The sequence below is a fragment of the Streptomyces sp. NPDC048696 genome (genome assembly GCF_043198895.1).
Taxonomy (GTDB): Bacteria; Actinomycetota; Actinomycetes; order Streptomycetales; family Streptomycetaceae; genus Streptomyces.
In genome coordinates this window covers 120,258-146,151 of sequence record NZ_JBICVJ010000009.1, presented here as the reverse complement: position 1 = coordinate 146,151, position 25,894 = coordinate 120,258, and the positions used below count along the sequence as shown (strand labels likewise).

At 72.8% G+C, this 25,894-nt stretch carries 24 protein-coding genes; 15 read left to right on the top strand and 9 right to left on the bottom strand.

Translation table 11 applies throughout. The annotated features are described in order from the left end of the window. Window positions 1–134 precede the first annotated feature (134 nt). Window positions 135–1,193: an ATP-binding cassette domain-containing protein gene (locus ACGFRG_RS20635; protein ID WP_393265794.1), complete on the top strand. Its 1,059-nt coding sequence runs from the start codon at window positions 135–137 to the stop codon at window positions 1,191–1,193. Window positions 1,194–1,273: 80 nt separating this feature from the next. Then, window positions 1,274–2,020, top strand: a complete 747-nt coding sequence (locus tag ACGFRG_RS20630) for an ABC transporter permease (RefSeq protein WP_393266096.1) — start codon at window positions 1,274–1,276, stop codon at window positions 2,018–2,020. 74 nt (window positions 2,021–2,094) lie between these two features. On the opposite strand, the gene ACGFRG_RS20625 is transcribed toward ACGFRG_RS20630, so the two are convergent. Together ACGFRG_RS20625 and ACGFRG_RS20620 are read right to left on the bottom strand one after the other, a co-directional pair. Then, a complete protein-coding gene (locus ACGFRG_RS20625; RefSeq protein ID WP_393265791.1) occupies window positions 2,095–2,940 on the bottom strand; it encodes a siderophore-interacting protein in 846 nt (281 codons plus the stop codon). An 81-nt stretch (window positions 2,941–3,021) separates the two neighbouring features. Further along, window positions 3,022–3,930 carry a 5'-3' exonuclease H3TH domain-containing protein gene (locus ACGFRG_RS20620; RefSeq protein WP_393266093.1) on the bottom strand — a complete coding sequence of 303 codons (909 nt, stop codon included), beginning with the start codon at window positions 3,928–3,930 and terminating at the stop codon, window positions 3,022–3,024. Between the two features lie 196 nt (window positions 3,931–4,126). On the opposite strand from ACGFRG_RS20620, the gene ACGFRG_RS20615 reads away from it, so the two are divergent. From ACGFRG_RS20615 to ACGFRG_RS20600, 4 genes are all read left to right on the top strand, one after another. Further along, a complete protein-coding gene (locus tag ACGFRG_RS20615; protein WP_361421019.1) occupies window positions 4,127–5,227 on the top strand; it encodes a betaine/proline/choline family ABC transporter ATP-binding protein in 1,101 nt (366 codons plus the stop codon). Beyond that, on the top strand, window positions 5,220–7,016 hold the full coding sequence (locus ACGFRG_RS20610; RefSeq protein ID WP_393265787.1) for an ABC transporter permease/substrate binding protein: 1,797 nt from the start codon (window positions 5,220–5,222) through the stop codon (window positions 7,014–7,016). The genes ACGFRG_RS20615 and ACGFRG_RS20610 overlap by 8 nt, the downstream gene beginning before the upstream one ends. A gap of 251 nt (window positions 7,017–7,267) precedes the next feature. Continuing rightward, the gene (locus tag ACGFRG_RS20605) at window positions 7,268–7,819 is read left to right on the top strand and encodes a helix-turn-helix domain-containing protein (protein ID WP_188271628.1); all 552 of its coding nucleotides are present in this window, start codon (window positions 7,268–7,270) and stop codon (window positions 7,817–7,819) included. Then, a complete protein-coding gene (locus ACGFRG_RS20600) occupies window positions 7,819–8,562 on the top strand; it encodes a helical backbone metal receptor (protein WP_393265784.1) in 744 nt (247 codons plus the stop codon). The genes ACGFRG_RS20605 and ACGFRG_RS20600 overlap by 1 nt, the downstream gene beginning before the upstream one ends. Here ACGFRG_RS20600 and ACGFRG_RS20595 read toward each other — a convergent pair. Further along, on the bottom strand, window positions 8,531–9,628 hold the full coding sequence (locus tag ACGFRG_RS20595) for a TDT family transporter (RefSeq protein WP_361421007.1): 1,098 nt from the start codon (window positions 9,626–9,628) through the stop codon (window positions 8,531–8,533). The genes ACGFRG_RS20600 and ACGFRG_RS20595 overlap by 32 nt on opposite strands. A gap of 70 nt (window positions 9,629–9,698) precedes the next feature. Between ACGFRG_RS20595 and ACGFRG_RS20590 the strand changes: the two genes are divergently transcribed. Then, the gene (locus tag ACGFRG_RS20590; protein WP_393265780.1) at window positions 9,699–10,631 is read left to right on the top strand and encodes a LysR family transcriptional regulator; all 933 of its coding nucleotides are present in this window, start codon (window positions 9,699–9,701) and stop codon (window positions 10,629–10,631) included. 111 nt (window positions 10,632–10,742) lie between these two features. Here ACGFRG_RS20590 and ACGFRG_RS20585 read toward each other — a convergent pair whose 3' ends face one another. The 3 genes from ACGFRG_RS20585 to ACGFRG_RS20575 all read right to left on the bottom strand — a co-directional run bounded on the left by ACGFRG_RS20585 (window position 10,743) and on the right by ACGFRG_RS20575 (window position 13,780). After that, on the bottom strand, window positions 10,743–11,447 hold the full coding sequence (locus ACGFRG_RS20585) for a gamma-glutamyl-gamma-aminobutyrate hydrolase family protein (protein ID WP_361421001.1): 705 nt from the start codon (window positions 11,445–11,447) through the stop codon (window positions 10,743–10,745). 43 nt (window positions 11,448–11,490) lie between these two features. Next, complete coding sequence (eat, locus tag ACGFRG_RS20580) at window positions 11,491–12,945, bottom strand: ethanolamine permease (protein WP_393265776.1); 1,455 nt, start codon at window positions 12,943–12,945, stop codon at window positions 11,491–11,493. Window positions 12,946–13,054: 109 nt separating this feature from the next. Continuing rightward, entirely contained in the window at window positions 13,055–13,780 is a 726-nt protein-coding gene (locus ACGFRG_RS20575; protein WP_393265774.1) for a FadR/GntR family transcriptional regulator, read from the bottom strand. A 78-nt stretch (window positions 13,781–13,858) separates the two neighbouring features. Between ACGFRG_RS20575 and ACGFRG_RS20570 the strand changes: the two genes are divergently transcribed. The 5 genes from ACGFRG_RS20570 (at window position 13,859) to ACGFRG_RS20550 (ending at window position 19,763) form a co-directional block, all read left to right on the top strand. Beyond that, window positions 13,859–15,223 (top strand): glutamine synthetase family protein, encoded by a 1,365-nt coding sequence (locus ACGFRG_RS20570; RefSeq protein ID WP_393265771.1) that lies wholly within the window; start codon window positions 13,859–13,861, stop codon window positions 15,221–15,223. A 20-nt stretch (window positions 15,224–15,243) separates the two neighbouring features. Further along, entirely contained in the window at window positions 15,244–16,623 is a 1,380-nt protein-coding gene (locus ACGFRG_RS20565; RefSeq protein ID WP_393266089.1) for an aldehyde dehydrogenase family protein, read from the top strand. After that, a complete protein-coding gene (locus ACGFRG_RS20560) occupies window positions 16,620–17,402 on the top strand; it encodes a 3-oxoacyl-ACP reductase (protein ID WP_361420986.1) in 783 nt (260 codons plus the stop codon). Before ACGFRG_RS20565 ends, ACGFRG_RS20560 begins: the two co-directional genes overlap by 4 nt. 101 nt (window positions 17,403–17,503) lie before the next feature. Next, window positions 17,504–18,778, top strand: a complete 1,275-nt coding sequence (locus ACGFRG_RS20555; RefSeq protein ID WP_393265768.1) for a haloacid dehalogenase-like hydrolase — start codon at window positions 17,504–17,506, stop codon at window positions 18,776–18,778. Between the two features lie 22 nt (window positions 18,779–18,800). Continuing rightward, a complete protein-coding gene (locus ACGFRG_RS20550) occupies window positions 18,801–19,763 on the top strand; it encodes a DUF2510 domain-containing protein (RefSeq protein WP_393265765.1) in 963 nt (320 codons plus the stop codon). 29 nt (window positions 19,764–19,792) lie between these two features. On the opposite strand, the gene ACGFRG_RS20545 is transcribed toward ACGFRG_RS20550, so the two are convergent. Further along, complete coding sequence (locus ACGFRG_RS20545) at window positions 19,793–20,995, bottom strand: amino acid deaminase/aldolase (protein WP_393265763.1); 1,203 nt, start codon at window positions 20,993–20,995, stop codon at window positions 19,793–19,795. 193 nt (window positions 20,996–21,188) lie between these two features. Between ACGFRG_RS20545 and ACGFRG_RS20540 the strand changes: the two genes are divergently transcribed. Next, complete coding sequence (locus ACGFRG_RS20540) at window positions 21,189–22,433, top strand: hypothetical protein (protein WP_393265760.1); 1,245 nt, start codon at window positions 21,189–21,191, stop codon at window positions 22,431–22,433. Then, entirely contained in the window at window positions 22,433–23,617 is a 1,185-nt protein-coding gene (gene mycP, locus ACGFRG_RS20535; protein ID WP_393265757.1) for a type VII secretion-associated serine protease mycosin, read from the top strand. The genes ACGFRG_RS20540 and mycP overlap by 1 nt, the downstream gene beginning before the upstream one ends. Here the strand turns inward: mycP and ACGFRG_RS20530 are convergent. Continuing rightward, window positions 23,601–24,350 (bottom strand): serine hydrolase, encoded by a 750-nt coding sequence (locus tag ACGFRG_RS20530; protein ID WP_393265754.1) that lies wholly within the window; start codon window positions 24,348–24,350, stop codon window positions 23,601–23,603. The genes mycP and ACGFRG_RS20530 overlap by 17 nt on opposite strands. Before the next feature lie 61 nt (window positions 24,351–24,411). Here ACGFRG_RS20530 and ACGFRG_RS20525 point away from each other — a divergent pair, with 61 nt between their 5' ends. Then, entirely contained in the window at window positions 24,412–25,149 is a 738-nt protein-coding gene (locus ACGFRG_RS20525; protein WP_361420965.1) for an SseB family protein, read from the top strand. Between the two features lie 73 nt (window positions 25,150–25,222). Here ACGFRG_RS20525 and ACGFRG_RS20520 read toward each other — a convergent pair whose 3' ends face one another. Continuing rightward, window positions 25,223–25,588 carry a DUF1844 domain-containing protein gene (locus ACGFRG_RS20520; protein ID WP_361420962.1) on the bottom strand — a complete coding sequence of 122 codons (366 nt, stop codon included), beginning with the start codon at window positions 25,586–25,588 and terminating at the stop codon, window positions 25,223–25,225. Window positions 25,589–25,894: the final 306 nt, after the last annotated feature.

Below are 25,894 nucleotides of genomic sequence, written 5' to 3'. Positions count from 1 at the left end.
TTCGAACCCCGGACCGGGCCCACTGCGTGGCAGGCCAGGCGATCGAGGTGCGGCACACCAAGGATAGCCCGGCGCTCTCACGTGGATCGGTCCGTCGTACCCGACCCCACGCTCACCACAGGAGAGCCCCAGTCATGAACGCAACTGCGCCTGCGGTCCAGGCGCGCACCAGCACGCGTACGCCCGCGGTCGAGGCGCGCGACCTCGTCAAGACGTATCCCGGCGATGTCACCGCCCTCAGCGGCATGGACATCACCGTCGAGGCGGGCACGGTCTTCGGGCTGCTCGGGCCGAACGGCGCCGGCAAGTCCACCACCGTCAAGATCCTCACCACCCTCGCCCGCCCCGACAGCGGCACGGCCACCGTCGCGGGACACGACGTGCTGCGCCACGCCGACCGGGTGCGGCGCGCGATCGGGGTCGTCGCCCAGCGGTCCGGGGCCGACCCGGTCGCCACCGGACGCGAGAACCTGCGGCTCCAGGGCCGGTTGTACGGTCTCAGGGGCGCGGCCCTGACCCGGCGGGTCGACGAACTGCTCGATCGGTTCGATCTGGCCGACGCCGCCCAGCGCGTCGTGAAGGGCTACTCGGGCGGGATGCAGCGCCGCCTGGACGTGGCGCTGGGGCTCGTCCACCGGCCCGAGGTCCTGTTCCTGGACGAGCCGACGACCGGGCTCGACCCCGAGGCCCGTACCGCCATGTGGGAGGAGATCGCCCGGCTGGCCGGGGACGAGGGGCTGACCATCCTGCTCACCACCCACTACCTCGAAGAGGCCGACCGGCTCGCCGAGCGCATCGCCATCGTCGACCGGGGCCGGGTCGTGGTGGAGGGCACGCCCGACGACCTCAAAGGCGAACTGCGCGGGGACGCCGTGCACTTGGAGCTGCGCGAGGCGGTCGGCGGCGGGGCGGCTTCGCCGCTGCGCCACGCGCTCGGCGGGCTCCCGGGCGTACACGAGATCCTGATCGACGGACGCCGGGTCAGCGCCCGGGCCGACGACGGCGCCGCCGCCGTGCCCGCGCTGCTCGCCGCGCTGGAACGGGCCGGGGCGGCCGTCGCGTCCGCCACCGTCGCCCGGCCCTCCCTCGACGACGTCTATCTGCGCCACGCCGGACGCCGTTTCTCCGAAGCCGAGGCCGCCGCCGACGCGCCCTCCTCCGCCGCCCTCGTCACCGCCGGAGATGCCCGATGAGTACCTTGACCGTTTCCTCGGCCACCGCCCCCGCGCGGACCTCCGCAGGCCCCGCGCGGACCCTCGCCCAGACCTGGTTCATGACGCAGCGTCAGCTCATGGCGATCGTGCGGCAGCCCGCGTATCTCCTGATCACGCTGATCCAGCCGGTGATCTGGCTCTTCCTGTTCGGGAACCTGTTCAAGAAGATCGTCGAACTCGGGGGCTTCGGCACCACGTCCTATCTGGACTACCTCGTCCCCGGCATCGTGGTGATGAGCGCGCTGGGCTCCAGCATGTGGGCGGGCATGGGCACACTGGAGGAGATCGAACGCGGCACGCTCAACCGGTTCCTGACCACACCGGTCAGCCGCAGCGCGCTGATGAACGCGAACGTCGCCCAGAACGGCATCAGCATCGCCGTGCAGTCCGTCATCATCCTGGTGCTCGGGAAGATCGGCGGGGCGCACTATCCCGGCGGGTTCCTGGGGATGTTCGTCCTGACCGTCGGGGCGATCCTCGTCGGCACGGTGTTCGGCGCCTTCTCCAACGCGCTGGGGATGCTGGTGCGTCAGCGGGAGTCGATCATCGGGATCAACACGTTCCTGCTGCTGCCGCTGACGTTCTTGTCCTCGGCGTTCATGGCGCCGGCGCAGATGCCGTCGTGGATGCGGCACGTGGCCGACTTCAATCCGCTCAACTGGGGTATCGCGATCGGCCGTTCGGCCTCGTCGGCGGAGCCGGACTGGGGGCTCGTCCTCGGGCGGGGCGGGGCGCTGCTCGCGCTGGCGGTGGTGGCCGTGTGGCTGTCCACCAGGACGTTCCGGTCGTACCAGAAGTCCGTCTGAGGGCGGGGCTTTCGGCGGCGGACTGTACGTGGCCGGGAGGGGTGCGGGGGCTTGGCCACCGCACCCCGTGCCCGTCAGGCCGCCGCCTGCTCCTGCTCCCGTTCCACCTGCTCGTTCCACTCGCGCTTGACCGCGCGCCAGGCGTCGTCGTCCTGGCCCAGGCGCCAGTAGCCCGAGATGGACAGGCGCTCGCGCGGGATCTGGCGGTCCAGGCGCAGATGGCGGCGCAGGTCCTTGACGAAGCCCGCCTCGCCGTGGACGAACGCGTGCACGTCGCCCTCGGGGAACTCCAACTCCTTGACCGCCGCTATCAGTTGGCCGCCCACCGCGGCCTCGCCGCGGTGCAGCCAGGTGACCGCCACCCCTTCCGGCGTCCGCAGCTCCTGCTCCTCCCGCGGGCCCGCGACCTCCACGAAGGCGTGGACCACGGCTCCGGCCGGAATCCGCTCAAGGGCGGCGGCGATCGCCGGGAGGGCGCTCTCGTCGCCCACCAGGAGATGCCAGTCGGCCGCCGGGTCCGGGGCGTAGCCACCGCCCGGGCCGATGAACCGGATCACGTCGCCGACCTCGGCGCGGGCGGCCCACGGACCGGCCAGGCCCTCGTCGCCGTGGACCACGAAGTCGACGGTGAGCTCGTCGCGCTCGGCGTCCCACGCCCGCACCGTGTACGTGCGCTGGCTGGGCCACTGCTCGCGCGGGAACTCGGCGCGGATCCGCTCCATGTCGAACGGCTCGGGGTAGGTCACACCCTCTGCCGGGAAGAGCAGCTTGACGTAGTGGTCGGTGAGGTCGCCCACGGTGAAACCGCCGGCGCCGGCGCCCCCGAGAACGATGCGGATCATGTGCTCGCTGATCCACTCCGTGCGCACCACGCGTGCCTCATGGGCCCGTGGTGCCTGGCGGGCCGCTCGTTCTGCCACAGTGCTCTCCCCTGTTTCAGCCTGCTGTTCTTATCTTCTTAGGTTTGCCTAAGTTAGCACCTCGCTCAAGCGATATACGTGTCACGGCCGCAGGGTGGTGAGCAGACGGGTCAGCGAGCTGCCCAGGCCCCACCGCTCGGCCAGCTGCTCCAGCGTCTGAGGGTGCAGCGCCTCGTCCGGCAGGGCCGGATCGAAGGCGGGCAGCGGCACGTCCAGGGCCACCCGGACCACCTTCGGCGCCACGTCCAGATAGCCGGCGGCCTCGATGACGCCCTTGCGCTTGGCGGGCGTCAGCTTGGAGGTGCGGTCCCCGGCGGCCCGGCGCACGCCCGCCAGGTCGCCGTACTCCGAGATCAGCTGCGCCGCCGTCTTCTCGCCGATGCCCTTGACGCCCGGCAGGCCGTCGCTGGCGTCGCCGCGCAGGGCCGCGAAGTCCGCGTACTGATCGGCCCGGACTCCGTACTTCGTGCGGATGAGGTCGTCGTCGATCACATCGCAGTCGCCGACGCCCTTGCGGGGGTAGAGGACGCGCACGCCGCGCTTGTCGTCGACCAGCTGAAACAGGTCGCGATCGCCCGTGACGATGTCGACCGGGCCCGGGGCCGCCGCCGACAGGGTGCCGATCACGTCGTCCGCCTCGTACCCCGCGACGCCGACCCGGGCGATGCCCAGCGCGTCCAGGACCGCCTCGATCACCGGGACCTGCGGGGCGAGCGTGTCCGGGACCTCCTCCTCGTCCGGGACGCCCTCGGCCGTCTCGGTGGCCACCCGGTGCGCCTTGTACGAAGGGATCAGCTCGACCCGCCAGTGCGGGCGCCAGTCCGCGTCCATGCAGGCCACCAGGTCGTCCGGGTGGTGGTCCTGGACCAGCCGGGTGATGAAGTCGAGCAGGCCGCGCACGGCGTTGACCGGGGTGCCGTCCGGGGCCCGGACGGTGTCGGGGACCCCGAAATAGGCCCGGAAGTACAGGGAAGCGGTGTCGAGGAGCATCAGGCGTCGCGTCACACCCCGATGATGCCGCACGCCACTGACAGTCACCGCTCGCGGCAGTGAACTGGCTCACTCCTGTGTTTGCCTCCGATAAGCCGGGGCAGGCGCGGCGCTGGAGTGGCCCTCGGTATCAGTTTCAACTAATGCATGAGGAAGCGGACCGATTCCGTACCGCTCCACGGCCCGCGAGCGGGGGATGCGGGCCGTTTTCCGTTCTACCCGTGAGGTGTATGTGTCCAGGCTGCAAGCCGAGCAGCTCTACAAAGTGTTCGGCAGACGACCCGACGAGGCTGTGCGCAAGCTCGCGAGCGGCGCCGACCGCGACGAGCTGCGCGCGGCCGGGACGACGGCGGCGGTGATCGACGCCTCCTTCACGGTGGAGCCCGGCCAGATCTTCGTGGTCATGGGACTCTCGGGATCCGGGAAGTCCACCCTCCTGCGGATGCTCAACGCGCTCATCGAGCCCACCTCGGGCCGTGTCCTCTTCGACGGCCAGGACCTGACCGGCCTGTCCGCGAGCGAGCTGCGCACCGTCCGCTCCACCAAGATCAGCATGGTCTTCCAGCACTTCGCGCTCTTCCCGCACCGCAGTGTCCTGGAGAACGCCGCGTACGGCCTGGAGGTCCAGGGCGTGCCGCGCGCCGAGCGCGAGAAGCGCGCCGCCGAGGCCCTGGAGCTCACCGGGCTCGGCGGCTGGGGCGACTCCTGGCCCGACGAGCTCTCCGGCGGTATGCAGCAGCGCGTGGGCCTGGCCCGCGCGCTCGCCACCGACGCCGATCTGCTCCTGATGGACGAGTCGTTCAGCGCGCTCGACCCGCTGATCCGCCGCGACATGCAGGACCAGCTGCTCGAACTGCAGAAGCGGCTCAAGAAGACCATCGTCTTCATCACCCATGACCTCAACGAGGCCATGCGGCTCGGCGACAACATCGCCGTGATGCGCGACGGGCGGATCGTCCAGCTCGGCACCGCCGAGGACATCCTGCTGACCCCGGCCAACGACTACGTGGCGTCGTTCATCCAGGACGTCGACCGCTCCCGGGTACTCACCGCCGTATCGGTGATGACCGAGCCGGAGCGCGCGGACGCCGGGGAGTGCGACTGCGAGAGCGTCACCCTGGACACCTCGGTGGCCGACCTGTGCGCCGTCGCGGCCCGGGTGCCGCACCCCGTCGCCGTCAAGGGCGCCGACGGGGCGCTGCTCGGCGTCGTACCGCAGGAGCGCCTGATCGCGTTCCTGGGCGACGACGAGCGCGGGCCCATGGCCTGCTCGGCGCAGGAGGTGGCCCGTGCCTAGGCTTCCCCTCGGCCAGTGGGTCGACAGCGCCGTCACGTTCCTGCAGAACCATCTCTCCTGGCTGTTCGACGCCGTCACCAAGGTTGTCAACGGCATGTACGACGGCATCGACGCCGTCCTGTCCGCACCGCAGCCGCTGCTCTTCGCGGGCATCCTCGCCGTCGTCGCCTGGTGGCTGCGCGGTCTGGTCGCCGGTGTGCTCGCCTTCGGCGGGTTCGCCCTCATCGACTCGATCGAGCTGTGGGACGAGGCCATGTCGACGCTGTCGCTGGTGCTCGTGGCGACCGTGGTGACACTGGCCCTCGCCATCCCGCTGGGCATCTGGTCGTCCCGGTCCAAGACCGTGAGCGCGATCAGCCGGCCGGTGCTCGACTTCATGCAGACCATGCCGGCGATGGTCTATCTGATCCCCGGCATCATCTTCTTCGGCGTCGGCGTGGTCCCCGGCATCATCGCCACCATCGTCTTCTCGCTGCCCCCGGGCGTACGGATGACCGAGCTCGGCATCCGCCAGGTCGACCCCGAACTGGTCGAGGCGGCCGAGGCGTTCGGCAGCACCCCGCGCAACACCCTGCTCCGGGTGCAGCTCCCGCTGGCGCTGCCCACCATCATGGCGGGCGTCAACCAGGTGATCATGCTGGGCCTTTCCATGGTCGTCATCGCGGGCATGGTCGGCGGCGGCGGGCTCGGCGGCGCGGTCTACCGCGCCATCGGCAACGTCGACATCGGCCTCGGCTTCGAGGCGGGCGTCTCCATCGTCGTCCTCGCCATGTACCTCGACCGGATGACCGGCGCGCTGGGCCGCGCGGTCTCGCCGGTGGGCCGCCGCGCGCTGGCCAAGGCCAGGACCTCGGGCGCGCAGCTGTGGAACCACCGTCCGCGGCCCGCCGTCGCGGTCGTCGGCGTGGTCGTGCTCGCCCTGGTCGCGGGCGGCATGGGCATGTTCGGCTCGTCCTCCACGGCCACCGCCTCCGGCGCCGAGAACGTCGGCAAGGGCAAGAAGGTCTCCATGGGCTACATCCCGTGGGACGAGGGCATCGCCTCCACCTTCCTCTGGAAGGAGTTGCTGGAGCGGCGCGGCTACAAGGTCGATGCCTTGCAGTACGAGGCGGGCGCGCTGTACACCGGTATGGCGGGCGGCCAGATCGACTTCGAGACCGACTCCTGGCTTCCGGTCACCCATGCCACGTACTGGCAGAAGTACCACGACAAGCTGGAGGACCTGGGCTCCTGGTACGGCCCGACCTCGCTGGAGCTGTCCGTGCCCTCGTACATGAAGGGCATCGACTCGCTCGACGACCTCAAGGGCAAGTCCGGCCAGTTCAAGGGGCGGATCATCGGCATCGAGCCGAGCGCCGGAATGATGGGGCTGCTCAAGGACAAGGTCCTCAAGGAGTACGGCCTGGACGGCGAGTACAAGGTCGTCGACGGCTCCACGCCGTCGATGCTGGCCGAGCTCAAGCGCGCGTACGCCAAGAAGGAGCCGGTCGTCGTCACGCTCTGGTCGCCGCACTGGGCGTACAGCACGTACGACCTCAAGAAGCTCAAGGACCCGAAGGGCAGCTGGGGCAAGGGCGACGGGGTGCACACCCTGGCCCGCAAGGGCTTCGGGGACGACAACCCGAAGGTCGGCGCCTGGCTGAAGAACTTCAAGATGACCGAGAAGCAGCTCACCGGCCTTGAGGCGAAGATCCAGTCGACCGGCAAGGGCAAGGAGCAGGAGGCGGTCCGCGCCTGGCTCAAGGAGAACCCGGGCCTGGCCGACAAGTGGACGCCGGTGAACGGCTAGCCGGCGGCCACGCGCGCGTGGACATCGGTCACGCACGCGCTGACACGCGAAAGGGCGAATGGTTTCAGCCGTCCTCGCCCGTCACGGGGCCCCGCCGTAACAACGGCGGGGCCCCGCTGTCGCAAGGTATGCACGGACTTACCCGAGGGCACTCTTCTTCCACACGATGGTGCCCCCGGGGGCCGAAGCTGCGTAGTGTGCAGGCAGCGCGGCGGCCGAGTGAGCCATGGTGACGGGGAGGAGCCGGAGAGATGGACGACAAGGAAACTCTTCGGGTGGGCGTGGCCGTGCGGCGGCTGCGCCGCAGGCTGGGACTCACCCTCGCCGCGGTCGCGGAGCGCAGCGGCCTCTCGGTGCCGTTCCTGAGCCAGATCGAGAACGAGCGCGCCCGGCCCAGTGCCCGCTCCCTCGCGCGCGTGGCGGACGCGCTCGGCACCACCGTCCCCGAGCTGTACGACGCGGCGGACACCGCCCGTACCGTGGAGGTCGCGCGCGCGGACGGGGACGGCGAGGGCGGGGTGCGCCAGCTGCTGCGCGGGCACCACCAGCTGCACGCGATGGAGTTCACCGGCGAGCACGACACCGCCCGCGAGTTCCAGCACCGCAACGACGAGTTGATGTACGTGGCCGACGGCGCCGCCGAGGTGGAGGCCGAGGGCCGGGCCTACCGCCTTGAGCGCGGCGACACGCTCTGCCTGTCCGGCGGGGTCCGCCACCGCTGGCGAGCGGCGGTGCCCGGCACCCGGATCCTGCTGGTCGCGGTGGCCGACCACATCGAGGCCATCGAGGAGACCCGCCACTGATGGTGCGCCCCGCGGCCGGTCCCCGGGTGGTCTCGCTGGTGCCCTCGCTCACCGAGGCGGTGGCGGTCACCGCCCCGGGGACGGTGGTCGGCGCGACCGACTGGTGTACGCATCCGCCCGGGCTCGACGCCGTACGGATCGGCGGCACCAAGAACCCCGACGTCCCCGCGATCGTCGCGCTCCGCCCCGACCTGGTGATCGCCAACGAGGAGGAGAACCGCGCCCAGGACCTCGCGGCCCTGCGGGCGGCGGGCCTGGAGGTCCTGGTCACCGAAGTGCGCGACCTGGAGCAGGCGTTCACCGAGCTGGCCCGGGTCCTGGTCGAGGGCTGCGGTCTGGCACGCCCGCGCTGGCTCGACGAGGCCCGCCGGGCCTGGGACGCGCTTGCGGACCCCGGCGAGCCGCCGAGAGCAGCCGTCGTGCCGATCTGGCGGCGGCCCTGGATGGTGCTCGGCCGCGACACCTTCGCGGGGGACCTGCTGGCCCGACTCGGCGTCCGCAATGTGTACGCGGACCACGCCGAGCGCTATCCGCGCATCCCGCTCGACGAACTGAACGCCGCCGGGGCCGACTTGGTGGTCCTGCCCGACGAGCCGTACCGCTTCACACCGGACGACGGCCCCGAGGCGTTCTGGGCCCTGCCCGCGGCGCTCGTCGACGGCCGCCTGCTCACCTGGTACGGCCCCTCGCTCGCCGAGGCCCCGGCCGCGCTCAGCGGGGCGCTGCGAGCAGCCTGCCGCTGACCAGGCCGCGGACGGTGTGGAAGCCCGCCACCAGCCACGCCGCCGCCAGCAGTGCGTACAGGGCGACGGTGAGCCAGTCGAAGGCGGCCAGGCCGGTGTGGCGGGACAGGCCCTCGGCGCCGGTGACACAGGTGCCGACCGGGAAGGTGAAGGCCCACCAGGTCATCGCGAAGGGCATTCCGGAGCGGGCCGCGCGGATCACCATGGCGACCGCGAGCGCCAGCCACATCAGGGCGAAGCCGATCACCGGCACGCCGTAGACGACGGCGAACACGCTCAGGCCGTTCGCGTACAGGGTGTCGATCGCGCCCGGGGCCACATCGGCCAGCTTGTTGACGGCGGTGGTGGACTGGCCGAGCGGGCCGAGGACCAGGAACAGGGCGGGGGTGAGGGCGAGGGGCAGCGGGCCCTCGTGGACCAGCCGGGAGAAGACCAGCGGCAGCATCACCATGGTGGCGAGCAGGCTCATGCCGAACATCGCGTACGAGGCGAGCAGCATCGCCTCCCGGGGCTGGCCGGCCGACAGGTGCGGGACCAGGAGCGCGCCGAGGGTCGCCGAGACCATGGGGGCGACCACGGGGAGCAGCCACACCGGCGAGGCGCTGCCGAAGGCGACCTTGTGGCGCACGACCATCAGGTACGGGATGCCCACCGCGACCAGGAGCCCGGTCAGGGTGCCTATGCCGTACAGGATCCAGGCGAGCGTGACGGCCGCGTCCTCGCCGATGACGTCCTTGCCGACGGTCAGGGTGCCGATGCCGACGGCCAGGAACGCCATCGACATACAGCCGTAGAACGGGGCCACGCCCGGATCCATGAGGTGGGCGCGGGCCTGGTCGCGGTGGTGGACCCAGTGGGCGGCGCGGGCGACGGCCAGCACCACCAGCATGGTCAGCGACAGGGCCCAGATCACGGTCAGCCCGGGGAGGTGGAACGGGAGCCCGGCGCCCGCGTTGGCGATGATCGCCGTGCCCATGACGGCGGCGTACCAGTTGGGACCGAGGTGGCGCAGCGCGGACAGCGGGGTCGCCGCTGCCTGTGTGCGCGAGTGGATGAGGGTGACCATGTGTCCACCTTCGCCCTGCTTGCGGGGCCCCGCCAGAGAGGATCTTTCTATGAGGCCATAAGCTGGGTTTATGAGTATGCCGAGCGCCGAGGAGTCCGGTCCCGTGTTCCGGCGGGTGCCCGATCTGGGCGCCCTGGAGCTGCTGCTCGCGGTCGCCCGGCACGGCAGCCTCGGCCGGGCCGCGCGCGACCTCGGCATCACCCAGCCCGCCGCGAGCAGCCGGATCCGCGCGATGGAGCGCCGGCTCGGAGTGGCCCTGGTGGACCGCTCGCCGCGCGGGTCGAGGCTGACCGCCGAGGGCGTGCTGGTGACGGACTGGGCGCGGCGGGTGGTGGAGGCGGCCGAGGCGTTCGACGCGGGCGCCCAGGCGCTGCGCGGGCGCCGCGACTCCCGGCTGCGGGTCGCGGCGAGCATGACCATCGCCGAGTATCTGCTGCCCGGCTGGCTGATCGCGCTGCGCGCCGAGCGGCCCGGCACGGCGGTCTCGCTGCACGCCGGGAACTCGGCGCTGGTGGCCGAGCGGCTGCTGGCGGGCGAGGCGGACCTGGGGTTCGTGGAGGGCCTTTCGGTGCCGACCGGGCTCGACGCGGCGGTGATCGGCCATGACCGCCTGGTCGTGGTCGCGGCGCCCTCCCACCCGTGGGCCCGCCGCCGCACCCCGCTCACCGCGGCCGAACTGGCCGCCACCCCGCTGATCCTGCGCGAGGAGGGCTCCGGCACCCGTCAGGTCCTGGACGCGGCCCTCGCGGCGGCCGGCGGGGTGGCGCCGCCGCTGCTCGAACTCGCCTCCACCACGGCCGTGAAGGCGGCGGTGCTGAGCGGCGCGGGCCCGTCGGTGCTCAGCGAACTCGCCCTCGGCGAGGAGCTGGCGAGCCGGCGCCTGGCCCGGATCCCGCTGGAGGACGTACGGCTGCGCCGCGATCTGCGCGCGGTCTGGCGCACCGGCCACCGCCCCACGGGCCCGGCCCGCGACCTGCTGTCGCTGACCCGGGCCGCCCACTGAGGCGATCCGCCACACGGCGACCCGGCCGCCCGCCGAGGCGATCCGTCACCCGGTGACCCGGCCGCCCACCGAGGCCATCCGTCAGACGGCGACCCGGCCGCCCACTGAGGCTCACACCACGAGGCCGCCCGCTCTCGTCCGCGCCGCCGTCACCAGCGCCTCCATCACCTTGGTGTCCTCGCCCAGCTCCGGATGCCACTGCACCCCGAGCACCCAGGCCGCGCCCGGGAGTTCGACCGCCTCCGCGGTGCCGTCCCCGGCCCGCGCCGACACCACCAGGCCGTCCGCGAGGCGGTCCACCGCCTGGTGGTGGTAGGTCGGCACCGACGTCTCGCCCGGCTCGATCCCTGCGTACCGCGTGCCGGGCACGGGGCGCACGCTGTGGCGGCCGATGACGCCCGTCCCGCCGGTGTGGCCGTCCATGTGCTGGACGAGCGTGCCGCCGAGGGCGACGTTCAGGAGCTGCATCCCCCGGCAGATGCCGAGCAGCGGCGTCCCGGACGTCAACGCGGCCTCGATCAGGGCGAGTTCCCACGCGTCCCGCTCCGGCGCGGGCGGCCCGGTCCGGGCGTCGCGGTCGGCCCCGTACCGTACGGGCTCCACGTCCGGGCCGCCCGCGATCACCACGCCGTCGAGGCGGTCCACCACCTGTGCGGCCGTGTCCGGGTCGTCCGGCGGCAGCATGGCCGTGAGCCCGCCCGCCGCCCGCACCAGGCGCGGGTAGTACGCGGGCAGCAGGGCGGCGGGCCACTCCCACACGCCCCAGCGCACCGAGCTCTCCAGATAGGTGCTGACCCCGATCAGTGGCCGTCCCACCGCGTTCTCCCTCGCCTTGTGCCGTTCCTGCGCCGATGGACCCTCACTCGCGCTCCAGCTCGGCCTCCGCCGCCGCCAGCGCCGCGAACTTCTCCTCGGGTGCCCTGGCCACCAGGTGCTTACGGCTGTAGAGGCCGAAGTAGGCGACGGCGACCGCGTACACCCCGAGGGCGATCAGCGCCGCCGTCACGTCCACCAGGAACGTGGCGACAAGCGCCGCGCACGCGAGGACGAGCGCGACCGACGAGGTCAGCGCTCCTCCCGGCGTACGGTACGGGCGCTCCAGATGCGGTTCACGGCGGCGCAGCACGATGTGCGACAGGGACATGAGTGCGTACGAGACGGTGGCGCCGAAGACCGCGGCGTTCAGCATCCGCGCCCCGTCGCCGGTCGCCGCCGCCAGCGAGAAGGCGATCGCGCCGGGCACCAGCAGACCCAGGTACGGCGCCTTGCGGCGGCTGGTCAGCGACAGGAAGCGGGGCAGATAGCCCGCCCGGGAGAGCGCGAAGAGCTGGCGCGAGCCCGCGTAGATCAGCGAGAAGAACGACGCCACCAGGCCCGCGAGCCCGGCGTAGTTGACGATCCGGCTCAGCGCCGTGGCCCTGCCGTGCGGTTGCAGCGCCTCGACCAGCGGGTTGCCCGCGTCCTGGATCGCGGCCGAGCCGCGCGCGCCCGCCGAGGCGAAGAAGGTGAGCAGGGCGAGCACCACCAGGATGCCCATGGACCAGCGGATCGCCTTCGGGAGCGTACGGGCCGGGTCGCGGGTCTCCTCGGCCGCCAGCGGTACGCCCTCGACGCCGAGGAAGAACCACATGCCGAACGGGAACGCCGCCCAGATCCCCATCACGCCCATGGGGAGCCACGAGCTCGCGCCGACCGCGTCCTTGTGCACCGCGATGTCGTCGAGCCGGGACGCGTCGAAGTCCGTGAACGCGCCGACGGCGAAGACCAGCAGGGCGGCGACCGCCACCCCGGTCACCACGAAGCTGAAGCGCAGCGCCTCGCCGACGCCCCACAGATGGATGCCGATGAAGATCGCGAAGCAGGCGAGGTAGACCGGCCAGCCGGAGGTGAGGCCGAACAGGCCGAGCGATTCGACGTAGTCGCCGATGAAGATGGAGATCGCGGCCGGGGCCAGGACGTACTCGATGAGGATGGCCGTACCGGTGAGGAAGCCGCCCCAGGGGCCGAGCGCGCGCCGGGCGAAGCCGTAGCCGCCGCCCGCCGTGGGCAGTACGGAGGAGAGTTCGGCGAGCGAGAAGACCATGCAGACGTACATCAGGCCCATCAGGGCCATGGCGATCGCCAGGCCGCCGAAACCGCCCTGGGCCAGGCCGAAGTTCCAGCCGGAGTAGTCGCCGGAGACGACGTACGCCACGCCGAGGCCGGTCAGCAGCAGCCAGCCGGCGCTGCCCCGGCGAAGCGTCCTGCGCTCCAGATAGTCGTCGGCCGGTTCGGCGGCGCGGGGTTGGGCGGATTCGGTGGACTCCACGGTCATGACGCGGCTCCCGACGGGGACGGGGTCAATGGACTGGAGCCATACCTTTGCGGGGAAGAGAACCGGAAATCAAGCCCCTTGCGTTACGTCGGGGTAAACGGAGGCGGTCCTACGTAAGAAACCCCCGCAGCAGCGCGGCCGTCCCCGCGCAGTGCTCGCGCATCATCTCCCGCGCCCCGTCCGCGTCCCCGTCGAGCACCGCCTCGACCAGTGCGGTGTGCTGGCGCTGGGAGTGCTCCAGGTTGCGTACAAGCAGCGGGATGCAGTCGAGGAGGTCGTTCACGGTGGCGCGCACGGCGGCGTAGCGCGCGGTGAGCGTGGGCGAGCCGGACAGCTCGGCGAGGGTCAGATGGAGCAGGGTGTCCAGGCGGCGGTAGTCGGTGAGCGGCGCGTCATGGGTGCGGGCCAGCGCGTCCCGCAGCCGGTCGGCCTGCTCGTCGGTGAGTCCGTGTACGGCGCAGAGCCCGGCCGCGCCCACCTCCAGGACCTCGCGGAAGCGCAGCACGTCCTCCACGTCGACCTCCGCGATCCGGCGCCGCAGCTCGTCCTCGCCGGTCGATGAGGTGCGCGCCAGCACGAACGTTCCGCCGTACCGGCCGCGCCGCGCCTCCACCAGGCCCTGGTCGGTGAGGACCTTCAGGACCTCGCGCAGCGTGACCCGGCTGATGCCCAGGCGCTCGGCCAACTCCCGCTCCGACGGCAGCCGTTCACCAGCCGGCACCAGACCGAGCCGGACGACCTGGAGGATCTGCTCCAGCGCCTCCTCGAAGCCGTTGCCGGCCCGCACGGTCCGCAGCACCGGGGCGAGCCGGTCCTCGAAATCCGGCTGCGACATCTGGCCGCACCCCCTTCCCAAGCAATGGTTCTCGGCAATACCTTATGGGTTCTCGGCTGACCGAAGGAGGCATTTCCCGTGGCAGACCGCACACCCCCGCTCGACATCGACGCGCTGCGCGCGCTCGTCGAGAGCGGCGAGATCGACACTGTGGTCCTGGCCTTCCCCGATATGCAAGGGCGGCTCCAGGGCAAGCGGTTCGCCGCACGTTTCTTCCTCGACGAGGTAGTCGCCCATGGCACCGAGGGCTGCAACTACCTCCTCGCCGTCGACACCGAGATGAACACGGTCGGCGGCTATGAGATGTCCTCCTGGGAGCGCGGCTACGGCGACTTCGCCATGCTCCCCGACCTCACCACCCTGCGCCGCGTCCCGTGGAACGAGGGCACGGCCATGCTCGTCGCGGACCTCGGCTGGGAGGACGGCGCGCCCGTCGTCGCCGCCCCGCGCCAGATCCTGCGCCGCCAGCTCGACCGGCTCGCCGAGCTCGGCCTCACCGCACAGGTCGGCACCGAGCTGGAGTTCATCGTCTTCCGGGACACCTATGAGCAGGCCTGGAACGCGGACTACCGGGGGCTGACCCCGGCCAACCAGTACAACATCGACTACTCGGTGCTCGGCACCGGCCGGATCGAGCCGCTGCTGCGCCGCATCCGCAACGAGATGGCGGGCGCGGGCCTGACCGTCGAGTCCGCCAAGGGCGAGTGCAACCCGGGCCAGCACGAGATCGTCTTCCGCTACGACGAGGCCCTGGTCACCTGCGACCAGCACGCCATCTACAAGACCGGCGCCAAGGAGATCGCCTCCCAGGAGGGCGTCTCGCTCACCTTCATGGCGAAGTACAACGAGCGCGAGGGCAACTCCTGTCACATCCACCTCTCGCTCGCCGACGAGGAGGGCCGCAACGTCATGCCGGGCGACGGCCCGGGTGGCATGTCCGCGCTGATGCGCCACTTCCTGGCCGGGCAGCTGGCCGCGCTGCGGGACTTCTCGCTGCTGTACGCGCCGAACATCAACTCGTACAAGCGCTTCCAGCCGGGCTCGTTCGCGCCCACCGCCGTCGCCTGGGGTCACGACAACCGCACCTGTGCGCTGCGGGTGGTCGGCCACGGCCGCTCGCTGCGGTTCGAGAACCGGCTGCCCGGCGGTGACGTCAACCCCCATCTGGCGGTCGCCGGACTGGTCGCGGCGGGTCTGTACGGCGTCGAGCAGCAGCTCGAACTGCCCGACGCCTGCGCCGGCAACGCCTACACCTCGGAGTACGAGCACGTCCCGACCACCCTGCGCGAGGCCGCCGAGCTGTGGGAGAACAGCCCCATCGCCAAGGCCGCCTTCGGGGACGAGGTGGTCGCGCACTACCGCAACATGGCGCGCGTCGAGCTGGACGCCTACGACGCCGCGGTGACCGACTGGGAGCTCCGCCGCTCCTTCGAACGCCTGTGAGGCCCTTCTTGACGCACGAGATGGACGACACGCACGAGCACCAGGTGCTCAATCCGGCGACGGAGGAGGTCATCGCGACCGTCCCGGCCGCCAGTGCAGCGGACGTGGACGCGGCGGTCGTACGGGCCGCGCGGGCGCAGCAGAAGTGGGCGGCGCTGGCCCCGGCCGACCGCGCCCGCCTGCTGCGCCGCTTCGCCGTCGCCGTCGACGAACACCTCGAAGAGCTGGCCCAGCTGGAGGTCAAGGAGGCCGGGCACACGGTCGGCAACGCCCGCTGGGAGGCCGGCAACGTCCGTGATCTGCTCGACTACGCGGCCGGGGGAGTGGAACGCCTGACGGGACGCCAGATCCCGGTTCCGGGCGGCCTCGACATCACGATCCTGGAACCGCTGGGAGTCGTCGGCGTCATCGCGCCCTGGAACTTCCCGATGCCGATCGCCGCCTGGGGCACCGCCCCGGCGCTCGCGGCCGGGAACGCGGTGATCCTCAAGCCCGCCGAGACCACCCCGCTCACCGCCCTGCGCCTCGCCGGGCTCGCGGTGGCGGCGGGCCTGCCCGAGGACCTGTTCCAGGTGCTCCCGGGCGCGGGCGCCGTCGCGGGCGCGGCCCTCGTCGAGCACCCCGGCGTCGCCAAGATCGTCTTCACCGGCTCCACCCGGGTCGGCAAGCAGATCATGGCCACGTGCGCGGAGCGGGTGAAGCGCCTCACCCTCGAACTCGGCGGCAAGAGCGCCAACATCGTCTTCGCGGACGCCGACATCGAGGCGGCCGCCGCGGCCGCGCCCATGTCGTTCCTCGACAACAGCGGCCAGGACTGCTGCGCCCGCACCCGCATCCTGGTCCAGCGCTCCGTCTACGACCGCTTCCTCGAACTGCTCGCCCCCGGCATCGAGTCCGTCGTGGTCGGTGACCCGGCCGACGAGAAGACCCAGATGGGCCCGCTGATCTCCAGGGTCCAGCTGGAGCGCGTACGCGCCTACGTCGACGGCGACATGCAGGGCATCCGGGGCAGCGCGCCCGACGGCCCCGGCTTCTGGTTCCCGCCGACCGTCCTGACGGGGGTCGCGCCGCACGCGCCGGTGGCGGCCGAGGAGGTCTTCGGACCGGTCGCCGTGGTGCTGCCGTTCGAGGACGAGGCGGACGCCGTACGCCTGGCCAACGCCACCGAGTACGGCCTGTCCGGCTCGATCTGGACCCGTGACGTCGGGCGCGCCCTGCGGGTGTCCGGCGCCGTCGCGGCCGGCAACCTCTCCGTCAACTCGCACTCCAGCGTGCGCTACTGGACCCCCTTCGGCGGCTACAAGCAGTCGGGCCTGGGCCGTGAGCTCGGCCCCGACGCGCTGGCCGCCTTCACCGAAACCAAGAACGTCTTCATCAGCACGGAAGGCCCCGCACTGTGACCCAGGAAAGCATCTGCCGCCGGCTCGTCGGCCGCACCGCCGTCATCACCGGAGCCGGCAGCGGCATCGGCCTCGCCACCGCCCGCCGCCTCGCCTCCGAGGGCGCGCATGTGGTGTGCGGCGACATCGACGAGGCCGCCGCCAAGAAGGCCGCGGACGAGGTCGGCGGCCTGGCCGTACGCGTCGACGTCACCGACGCCGAGCAGGTCGACGCCCTCTTCAAGACCGCGTACGACACCTACGGCAGCGTCGACATCGCCTTCAACAACGCGGGCATCTCCCCGCCCGACGACGACTCCATCCTGGAGACCGGTCTGGAGGCCTGGAAGCGCGTCCAGGACGTCAACCTCACCTCGGTCTACCTGTGCTGCAAGGCGGCCATCCCGTACATGCGCGAGCAGCGCCGCGGCTCGATCATCAACACCGCGTCCTTCGTGGCCCGGATGGGCGCCGCGACCTCGCAGATCTCGTACACCGCGTCCAAGGGCGGCGTGCTCGCGATGTCCCGCGAGCTGGGCGTGCAGTTCGCCCGCGAGGGCATCCGGGTCAACGCGCTGTGCCCGGGGCCGGTCAACACCCCGCTGCTCCAGGAGCTGTTCGCGAAGGACCCCGAGCGGGCCGCGCGCCGCCTGGTGCACATCCCGCTCGGCCGCTTCGCGCAGGCCGAGGAGATCGCCGCCGCCGTCGCCTTCCTCGCCAGCGACGACTCGTCGTTCGTCAACGCGACCGACTTCCTGGTGGACGGCGGCATCTCGGGCGCGTATGTGACCCCGCTCTAGTCGTTCACCTCTGCTCCACCCGTCGGACAGCCGGGCGTCGTGCGACGCCCGGCTGTCCGCTCTAGCGTTCCCCCGATCTTCCGTTGGTGACAGGAGTGTTCATGCGCAATGCACGTCGTTGGCAGGCCGCGGCCGCCGCTGTGGCGATCGCGGGGAGTGCCTTCGCCGCCGCCCCCACCGCCCAGGCGCACACGGGCAAGTGCCCCACGCTGACCGTGACGCAGGGCTGGTACGGGCAGAACAAGGCCCGGCTCCAGGAGCTCATCGACAGCTACGGCAAGTGCGGCAAGGGCGTGGGCCCGGCCAAGGGGCACAAGCCGGTCGCGGTCTTCGACTGGGACAACACGGTCGTCAAGAACGACGTCGGCGACGCCACGATGTACTGGATGCTGCGCCACTCCAAGATCCGCCGCCCGCTGCACGGCGACTGGCACACCACCAGCCGCTACCTCACCGACCAGGCGGCCGCCGCGCTCGCCGCCGCCTGCACGGCCGACGGCGCCACCCTGCCCACGGCCACCGACACCCGCTGCGCCGACGAGATACGCACGGTCTACGGGGAGGGCACGACCACCAAGGGCGCCACCGCCTTCACCGGCTTCGACCACCGCCGGATCGAGCCGCAGTACGCCTGGCTCGCCCAGCTGATGAACGGCTGGCGCACCGCCGACATCAAGGCGTTCGCGCGCGCCGCCCGCACCGAGAACCTGGCCGCTCCGATCGGCACCGAGCAGCAGGTCGGCACCGCCAAGGTGACCGGCTGGGTGCGCTACTACGACCAGCAGCGCGATCTCATCCGTACGCTCCAGAAGGCCGGGTTCGACGTCTGGATCACCTCGGCGTCGCCCGAGACGGTCGTGGACGAGTGGGCGGGCGGGGTGGGCGTCGCGAAGGACCACGCCATCGGCATCCGCAGCGTCACCGCGCACGGCCGGATCACCCCGCACCTCAAGGGCTGCGGCACGGTCGCCGACGGCGAGGACGGGATGATCACGTACATCGACGGCAAGCGGTGCTGGATCAACCAGGAGATCTTCGGGGTGCGCGGCGCGGCCGCCGAGCGGGTCCAGCCCGCCGCGCGGCGGCAGGTGTTCGCGGCGGGCGACTCCGACACCGATGTGTCGTTCCTGCGGGACGCCACCGGGCTGCGGCTCGTCCTGAACCGCAACAAGAACGAGCTGATGTGCCGCGCGTACGACAACAACGACGGCCGCTGGATCGTCAACCCGATGTTCATCCAGCCCAAGGGCCGCAAGAGCGCCGACTACCCGTGCTCCACCACCGCGTACACGGACCACGACGGCACCGCGGCCCCCGTCCGCCGGGGCGACGGCACGGTCGTCTCCGACCAGCGGGACACGGTGTACGGGGGCTGAACCGCCCCCATAGGGTGGCCGGATGAGCATGACGACGCCGCCCGGCTGGTACCCGGATCCGGGCAGTCCCGCCATCGAGCGCTGGTGGGACGGGACCGCCTGGACCGGGTACACCAGAGCCGCCGGGCAGCCGGCGGTTCCCGTGGTGCCGCCCCCGCCGCCCGCCGCGGCGACCGTGCCGCTGCCGTCCGCGGGGGAGCGGCCGCAGGGGCGGGGTCGGGGCCCGGTCGCCGCCGTCGTGGGGGCCGCGGTGGTGCTGGTCGCGGCGATCGTCGCCGGGGTGGCCCTGCTCGGTGAGGACGACAGCGGCCCGGCGGCCGTCGCGGCACCGGACCAGCCGACTCAGTCAGCGACTTCGCACACGCGGAGCGCGGCCCCGTCCCCGAGCGCGACGGCCACGGACGACCGGAGCGTCCTGGTCGACCAGCTCAACGGCATCACCCTGCCGGTCCTGCCCGGCTGGGAGAAGCCCGACCACGAATCCACGATGGCGCGCTTCCCCACGATGTGGACCAAGGACACCTTCGACTGCCCCGGAGACAAGGGCGCGTACTGCCACCACGCCGTCGTCACCAGCCGCACCGCCGCCGCCACCGACCTCACGACCGCCGAGGCCATCGCGAAGCACGACATCGCGGACGCGGCCGCCGACGCGTACGACAAGGACGTCCTCGGCAACCGCCACTACGGAGGGATCGCCTCGCACCGCGAGGTGCGCTCCGCCTCCGTGGTGGTCGCGGGGCGCACCGGCTATCTGGTCCGGTGGAGCGTCAGGACCGGTGCCGGGCCCGGGGGTTACGTGGAGTCGCTGGCGTTCCCGTCCAGCGTCGGCAGCGAGTCGATGATCATCGTCCGGTTCGCCTTCGACGCGGGGGCGGGCGCCGTGCCGCTCACCGGGATGGACCGGATCACCGAGGGCATCCGGGTCATCGGCGGAGCGCAGAACGGCGGAGTCGGCAGCAGCCTGGCGCCCCCGACGCCGTGACGGCCGCCTCCGGTGCCGGAGAAAGGCCGTCAGAGGAAGGTGCGGCCCTCGCCCCGGTAGGTGGGCACGGTCGCGGTGACGCGGTCGCCCTCCACCAGGTGCAACTCGTCGAACCGCTCGCACAGTTCACCCGCCTTGGCGTGCCGGAACCACACCTTGTCGCCGATCAGCAGATCGTCGGCGGCCGAGCCCAGCAGCGGGGTCTGCACCTCACCGGCGCCCTCCTGCGGGTCGTAGCGCAGCCCTTCGGGAAGGTAGGGAACCGGCAGCCGGTCCACGCCCGCGGCGCCCGAGGCGGGGTAGCCGCCGCCGAGCACGGTCACCACCCCGACGCCCGGGCGGCGCACCACCGGCTGGGCGAAGAGCGCGGCGGGGCGCCCGGTGAACGACGTGTAGTTGTCGAACAGGCGCGGCACATAGAGACCGGACCCGGCGGCGATCTCGGTGACGGCGTCCTCGGCGGCGGTGTGCTGGACGCTCCCGGTGCCGCCTCCGTTGACGAACTCCAGATCCGGTACGACGGCCCGCACGGCCCGCACCACCTCGGCCCGGCGCGCCGCCAGCTCCTTGCGTGCGGCGCTCTGCATCAGCCGGATCGCCCGGGAGCGCACCGGCCGCCCCGCGATGGCGTCGCCCACCCCGGCCACATGGCCCTCGTACGCCATCAGTCCGACCAGCCGGAAGCCGGGACGGCGGTCGACGGCGCGGGCCAGCTCCGCGAGTTGGGCGGGCTCGCGCAGCGGCGAGCGGCGGGCGCCGACGCGGACGCGCCCGCCGAACAGCCGCAGCGAGGTGTCCAGCTCGACGCAGACGCGGACCACGAGGTCGTGCCGCTCGCGGGCCCGGTCGATGAGGTCGAGCTGGGCCGGGTCGTCGACCATGACGGTGACGGCGGCCGCGAGCTTGGGGTCCCCGGTCAGCTCGGTGAACCGCTCCCGGTCGGCGGACGGATACGCGAGGAGCACGTCCTCGAACCCGGCCCGGGCCAGCCAGATCGACTCGGCGAGGGTGAACGACATGATCCCGGCGAACCCGTCGCGCGCCAGCACCCGTTCGAGCAGGGCCCGGCAGCGTACGGACTTGCTGGCGACCCGGATCGGCTTTCCGCCGGAGCGCCGGACGAGGTCGTCGGCGTTGGCGTCGAACGCTTCCAGGTCCACGAGCGCGAGCGGGGCGTCGAGAGCTTCGGTGGCCCGGTCGTAGCGGGCCCGGTCGGCTGCGCGGGGAGTCATGGGCAGAGCCTGCCAGAACGGCCTACCCGGGGGTAGGGGGACGATCGGGGCAGATCCCCCGTCCGCTCGGGCCTGCTCCGGTCCGGCGCCCTGCCCGGCGCACCCAGCCCGTAAAGTAACGCCCACGCGGCAACGAACGGCCCGGCCGGCCAAGCCGATCCGCAGCGCAGGCACGAGGGTACGAGGGGGGCCATTGACCACGGACGCACAACGGCCCCCGGCGATGCCCGCCTCGGACGAGGGCTCGGGCGCGCCGGCCCGTTCCGGTGGCGGGACGCCCCCTGCGGAGCGGCCGCTTCCGACGTCCGCGCCCGCGTCCCCGACGCCCGGCGCGCGGCCCGCGTCCGCCTCCACGTCTCCGGGTGCCCGGCCCGCGTCCGCCGCCACGCCTCCCGCCGAGCGTCCCCGTTCCGCCATCGATCTGCTGGACGCCGCCCTCGCGGCACCGCCCGCGTCGCGCCCGGCCGTACCGCCGAAGCCGTCGGCTGTGCCGGTGACTCCGGTGACACCGGTGGCCGGTCCGGCCGCGCCCGCCGCGCCTCCGGTGCATGTGCCGGGGCCGCGTCCCATGACGGCGCCCGCCCAGTCGCCCGCCGCCCCCGCGACGCCAGCGCCCATACCCGCGATCCCGCCCTTGATACCCGTGGGCGGGGACCAGAGCGCACCCGGCGTCGAGCCCGCGCGCCCTCGCCGTACCGGGCGGGTCGTCGCGGCCGCCGTCTGCCTCGTACTGGGGGTCGGGCTGCTGGGCGGGGCCGCGGCCGGGAGCTGGATCGGCAGCGGATCCGGTGACGGGGACTCCCGTACCGGATACACCGCCGCCCGCGAGATATGGCACAACGTGCCCGTGGACACGCTCTTCCCGCCGACCATCAGCGGGAACGGGGCCGGGCCCGGCGGCGCCGACCGGGTCTGGACCCGGCTGGGGGTCGCCCCCGACGGCGGCTGCGCGGGCGCGCTGGACCCGCTGCTGCTCAAGGCGCTCCAACCGGTCGGCTGCGTACGGCTGTTGCGAGCCACGTACACCGACGCCACGTCGAGTGCCGTCACCACCGTCGGGCTGGTGTTCACCGAGGCCGACGCCGCCGCGATGGGCGCGCTGCGCACCCGGTTCGGCGACGAGTCGCTGGGCGACCGCAGCGACCTGATGCCGCGCCCGTACCCCGTCAAGGGCACGCCCGCCGCCGGGTTCGGCGACAGGCAGCGGGCGAGCTGGACCGTGCGCGTCCTCACCGACGCCCCCGTCGTCGTCTACTCCGTCACCGGCTTCGCCGACGCCCGTACCGTCACCGACCCGCAGCCCGCCGACCGCGCAGTGGCCGACGGCGCCGCCGACGCCCCCGTCGAGGCCGGGCTCACCCAGGACGCCAAGGGCATCGCCGACCGGGTGGAGCGCGCCCTGCGCAAGACCGCCGCCACCGGAACGAAGAAGCAGTGATGACCACGCCCCGCCGCGCCCGCGCCGCCGTTCTCGGCTGCGCCGCCACCCTCGCGCTGCTGCTCCCCGCCGCCCCCGCGCAGGCGGACACCATCCGGGACCGGCAGTGGGAGCTGGCCGCGATGCACACGCAGGAGGCCTGGCGTACGACCAGGGGCAAGGGCATCACCGTCGCCGTCCTGGACACCGGAGTCGACGCCACCCACCCCGACCTCGCCGGATCGGTCCTGCCCGGCAACGACCTCATCGGCTTCGGAGCCGGGCGGGGCAGCCGTGACTGGGCCCGGCACGGCACCGCCATGGCCGGGATCATCGCGGGCCACGGACACGGCCCCGGCCACCAGGACGGCGTGCTCGGCATCGCCCCCGAGGCCAGGATCCTGCCGGTCCGGGTGATCCTCGAATCGTCCGACCCGGCCCGCAAGAAGGCCCGCGAGAGCCGTGGCACCGCCCTCGCCGACGGCATCCGCTGGGCCACCGACCACGGCGCGGACGTCATCAACCTCTCCCTCGGCGACGACAGCGCCTCCGCGCACCCCGAACCGTCCGAGGACGCCGCGATCCAGTACGCGCTGGCCCGGGGCGCCGTCGTCGTCGCCTCCGCGGGCAACGGCGGCGAGCAGGGCGACCATGTGTCCTACCCCGCCGCCTATCCGGGCGTCATCGCGGTCGCGGCCGTCGACCGCTACGGCACGCACGCCGCGTTCTCCACCCGCCGCTGGTACGCCACCGTCTCCGCGCCCGGCGTCGACGTGGTGATAGCGGACCCGGACCGCAAGTACTACGAGGGCTGGGGCACCAGCGCCGCCTCCGCCTTCGTCTCCGGCGCCGTCGCCCTGATCCGCTCGGCCCACCCCGCCCTCTCCCCGGCGCAGATCAAGACCCTCCTCGCGGACACCGCCCGCAACGCGCCGCAGGGCGGCCACGACGACTCCCGGGGGTACGGCACCGTCGACCCGGCGGCCGCCCTCGCCGCGGGCGCCCGCCTCAAGCCCGAGGTACGGACGAACACGTCGACGGAGCGCGCCTCCCGCAGCACCTACTTCGGCCCGGGCCCCGACAAGCCGAAAGCGCCCGACCACCGGGGCGACTGGCTGGCCGCGCTCGCGGCGGGCGCGGGCGCCGTCCTGCTCGCCGCCTCGGTCACCCTGTGGCGCCGCAGCCGGATCACGGTGTCGAGGTAGCGCCGGGCGCGGCCCGCAGCGCCGCGCCCACCGCCCGTACCGCCGCCCGCGCCGCGTCCTCCACCGCCGCCACCCCCGCCTCCTTGGTCGCGTGCCCGTCGGACAGGACCGCCACCAGACAGACGCGGCCGTCCGGCGCCGTCACCCGGCCGATGCTGTTGACGACCCACAGCCCCGTCGCGGTCCGGGGCAGCCACCCGTTCTTCAGGGCCCACGCGGTGCCCGCCGCCGAGACACCCCAGTCCTGCCCGGCGACCGTACGGCTCATCACGGTCGCAAGGTGCCCCCGCGAGCGCGCGTCCAGCGCCGACTCAGCCCCGAACACCGCCTTCAGCAGCGCCAGCCGGTCCCGGACCGTGGTCCGGGTCAGCCCCCACGCCGCCGCCCCGGACGTCTCGGCGAGGCCCAGCCGCCGGTTCGCCGCGTCCAGACCGGGCGCGCCGCCGATCAGCCGCCACAGTGCGGTCGCCGCGTCGTTGTCGCTCCGCTCGATCATGGCGGCCGCCGACTCCCACTCGCTCGCGGTCGGCTCCCGGCAGGTGTCCTGGGCCCGCAGCAGCAGGGCCGCGAGGATGTCGACCTTGACGACGCTGGCCGTGTCGTACGTACGCCCCTCGTCCCCGCACACCCCGCCCGCGCCGCTCGCGAGGTCGTACACCCCGGCCGACAGCGAACCCCCGGCCCGCTCCGCGACCGGGGACACCGCCGTCGACACCACCGCGTCCTGATCCATCCGGCGAGGTTACGGGCCGGGCCCGGCGGGAGCGGGCGCGCGCCCCGGTTAGGCTCGTGCCGTGGAGCTCAAGAACATCCCGGACCCCGGTTTCTCCGACGACGACGGCACCGCCGACCCCGAACTCACGGCGGCGCTGACCGCCTGGGCCGGGGCGAAGGGCGACGCCGCCGCCGAGTCGCGCGTGCTCGCCGCGCTGAAGGGCGCCCGGCTCCTGGTGCCCATCGTCGCCGTCCTCGGCGAGGTGGAGGAGGACGAGAACGGGCTGCGGCGCGAGAAGACCAGCGACATGGCGGTGCCCACGCTCCAGGCGGGCGACCGCAAGGCGCTGCCCGCCTTCACCTCGACCGCCTCGCTCGCGCTCTGGGACCCGGCGGCCCGGCCCGTCGCCGTACCGCTGCACCAGGCCCTCCAGGCCGCCGCGCACGAGCGGGCCGACACGGTCGTCCTCGACCTCGCGGGCCCCGTCGCGTACGAGCTGAAGGGCTCGGCACTGCTCGCGCTGGCCGAGGGGCGCACCAGCACCGACCCGCTCGACGACCCGGCGGTGACCGAGGCCGTGCGCAAGGCCGTCGCCGCCGAGCCCGCCGTGCTGCGCGCCCACCTCGGCCCGGGCAGCGCCGACGGCACCCTCGCACTCGTGCTCGCCGAGGGCGCGGTGCCGGCCGAGGCCGCGCGCCGGGTCGTCGACCTGCTCGCCGCCGACGAGGTGCTGCGCGCCCGGCTGGTACGGGGTCTCGACCTGGCCCTGCTCCCGGCCCAGGCCCCGCCCCCGAACGAGCCGCTGTTCACGCGCTGACGGCGGCAGGGAAACGCGAAGCGCCCCCGGACCGGAATTCCGGGGGCGCTTCGCGTCGTAAGAAGAGGTCGGACTAGCCGTACACCGGACCCGTGTACTTCTCGCCCGGGCCCTGGCCCGGCTCGTCCGGGACGAGCGAGGCCTCGCGGAAGGCGAGCTGGAGCGACTTCAGGCCGTCGCGCAGCGGGGCGGCGTGGAAGGAGCTGACCTCGGTGGTGCTGGCGTCCAGCAGACCGGCGAGCGCGTGCACGAGCTTGCGGGCCTCGTCCAGGTCCTTGTGCTCGTCGCCCTCCTCCGTGAGACCGAGCTTCACGGCGGCGGCGCTCATCAGGTTCACGGCGACCGTCACGATCACCTCGACGGCCGGGACCTCCGCGATGTCGCGGGTCATGGTGTCGAAGTCGGTGGTCTCGGGGGACTGGGGGGAGGTCTCACTCATGCCCCACACGATAGGCGCTGCGGCCGTGTGCGCACGATTGGCCCCCGTGCCCGGGTCCTGCTAACCTTGTGTAACGACCGGCCAGGTACTCCCATGTGCCCGGCCCACAAGTGGAGGCTCCGATCTCCCACCCGACTGCCTTTACGGGCGGCGGGTCACCCGGTCAGACGGTAGCCATCGTTCCGTACGGACGATGGAGCCGTCCGATGTGCGCCCCGCGGTTGACCGCGGCGGTGCTCCGGTTGTCTTGGAGCCCCGCCTGTGTCCCGTCCGGGGCATTTTTCATGTGCCGCGATGGTTGGTCCC

Excerpts from the sequence above, each read along its gene's own strand:
- ACGFRG_RS20550 (WP_393265765.1), top strand. The coding sequence starts at position 18,801 with ATGAGCATGACGACGCCGCCCGGCTGGTACCCGGATCCGGGCAGTCCC.
- ACGFRG_RS20630 (WP_393266096.1), top strand. The coding sequence starts at position 1,274 with ATGACGCAGCGTCAGCTCATGGCGATCGTGCGGCAGCCCGCGTATCTC.
- ACGFRG_RS20555 (WP_393265768.1), top strand. The coding sequence starts at position 17,504 with ATGCGCAATGCACGTCGTTGGCAGGCCGCGGCCGCCGCTGTGGCGATC.
- mycP (WP_393265757.1), top strand. The coding sequence starts at position 22,433 with ATGACCACGCCCCGCCGCGCCCGCGCCGCCGTTCTCGGCTGCGCCGCC.
- ACGFRG_RS20590 (WP_393265780.1), top strand. The coding sequence starts at position 9,699 with ATGAGTATGCCGAGCGCCGAGGAGTCCGGTCCCGTGTTCCGGCGGGTG.
- ACGFRG_RS20635 (WP_393265794.1), top strand. The coding sequence starts at position 135 with ATGAACGCAACTGCGCCTGCGGTCCAGGCGCGCACCAGCACGCGTACG.
- ACGFRG_RS20520 (WP_361420962.1), bottom strand. The coding sequence starts at position 25,588 with ATGAGTGAGACCTCCCCCCAGTCCCCCGAGACCACCGACTTCGACACC.
- ACGFRG_RS20620 (WP_393266093.1), bottom strand. The coding sequence starts at position 3,930 with ATGCTCCTCGACACCGCTTCCCTGTACTTCCGGGCCTATTTCGGGGTC.
- ACGFRG_RS20565 (WP_393266089.1), top strand. The coding sequence starts at position 15,244 with ATGGACGACACGCACGAGCACCAGGTGCTCAATCCGGCGACGGAGGAG.
- ACGFRG_RS20600 (WP_393265784.1), top strand. The coding sequence starts at position 7,819 with ATGGTGCGCCCCGCGGCCGGTCCCCGGGTGGTCTCGCTGGTGCCCTCG.
- ACGFRG_RS20530 (WP_393265754.1), bottom strand. The coding sequence starts at position 24,350 with ATGGATCAGGACGCGGTGGTGTCGACGGCGGTGTCCCCGGTCGCGGAG.
- ACGFRG_RS20575 (WP_393265774.1), bottom strand. The coding sequence starts at position 13,780 with ATGTCGCAGCCGGATTTCGAGGACCGGCTCGCCCCGGTGCTGCGGACC.
- ACGFRG_RS20595 (WP_361421007.1), bottom strand. The coding sequence starts at position 9,628 with ATGGTCACCCTCATCCACTCGCGCACACAGGCAGCGGCGACCCCGCTG.
- eat (WP_393265776.1), bottom strand. The coding sequence starts at position 12,945 with ATGACCGTGGAGTCCACCGAATCCGCCCAACCCCGCGCCGCCGAACCG.
- ACGFRG_RS20615 (WP_361421019.1), top strand. The coding sequence starts at position 4,127 with ATGCGGGCCGTTTTCCGTTCTACCCGTGAGGTGTATGTGTCCAGGCTG.
- ACGFRG_RS20545 (WP_393265763.1), bottom strand. The coding sequence starts at position 20,995 with ATGACTCCCCGCGCAGCCGACCGGGCCCGCTACGACCGGGCCACCGAA.
- ACGFRG_RS20605 (WP_188271628.1), top strand. The coding sequence starts at position 7,268 with ATGGACGACAAGGAAACTCTTCGGGTGGGCGTGGCCGTGCGGCGGCTG.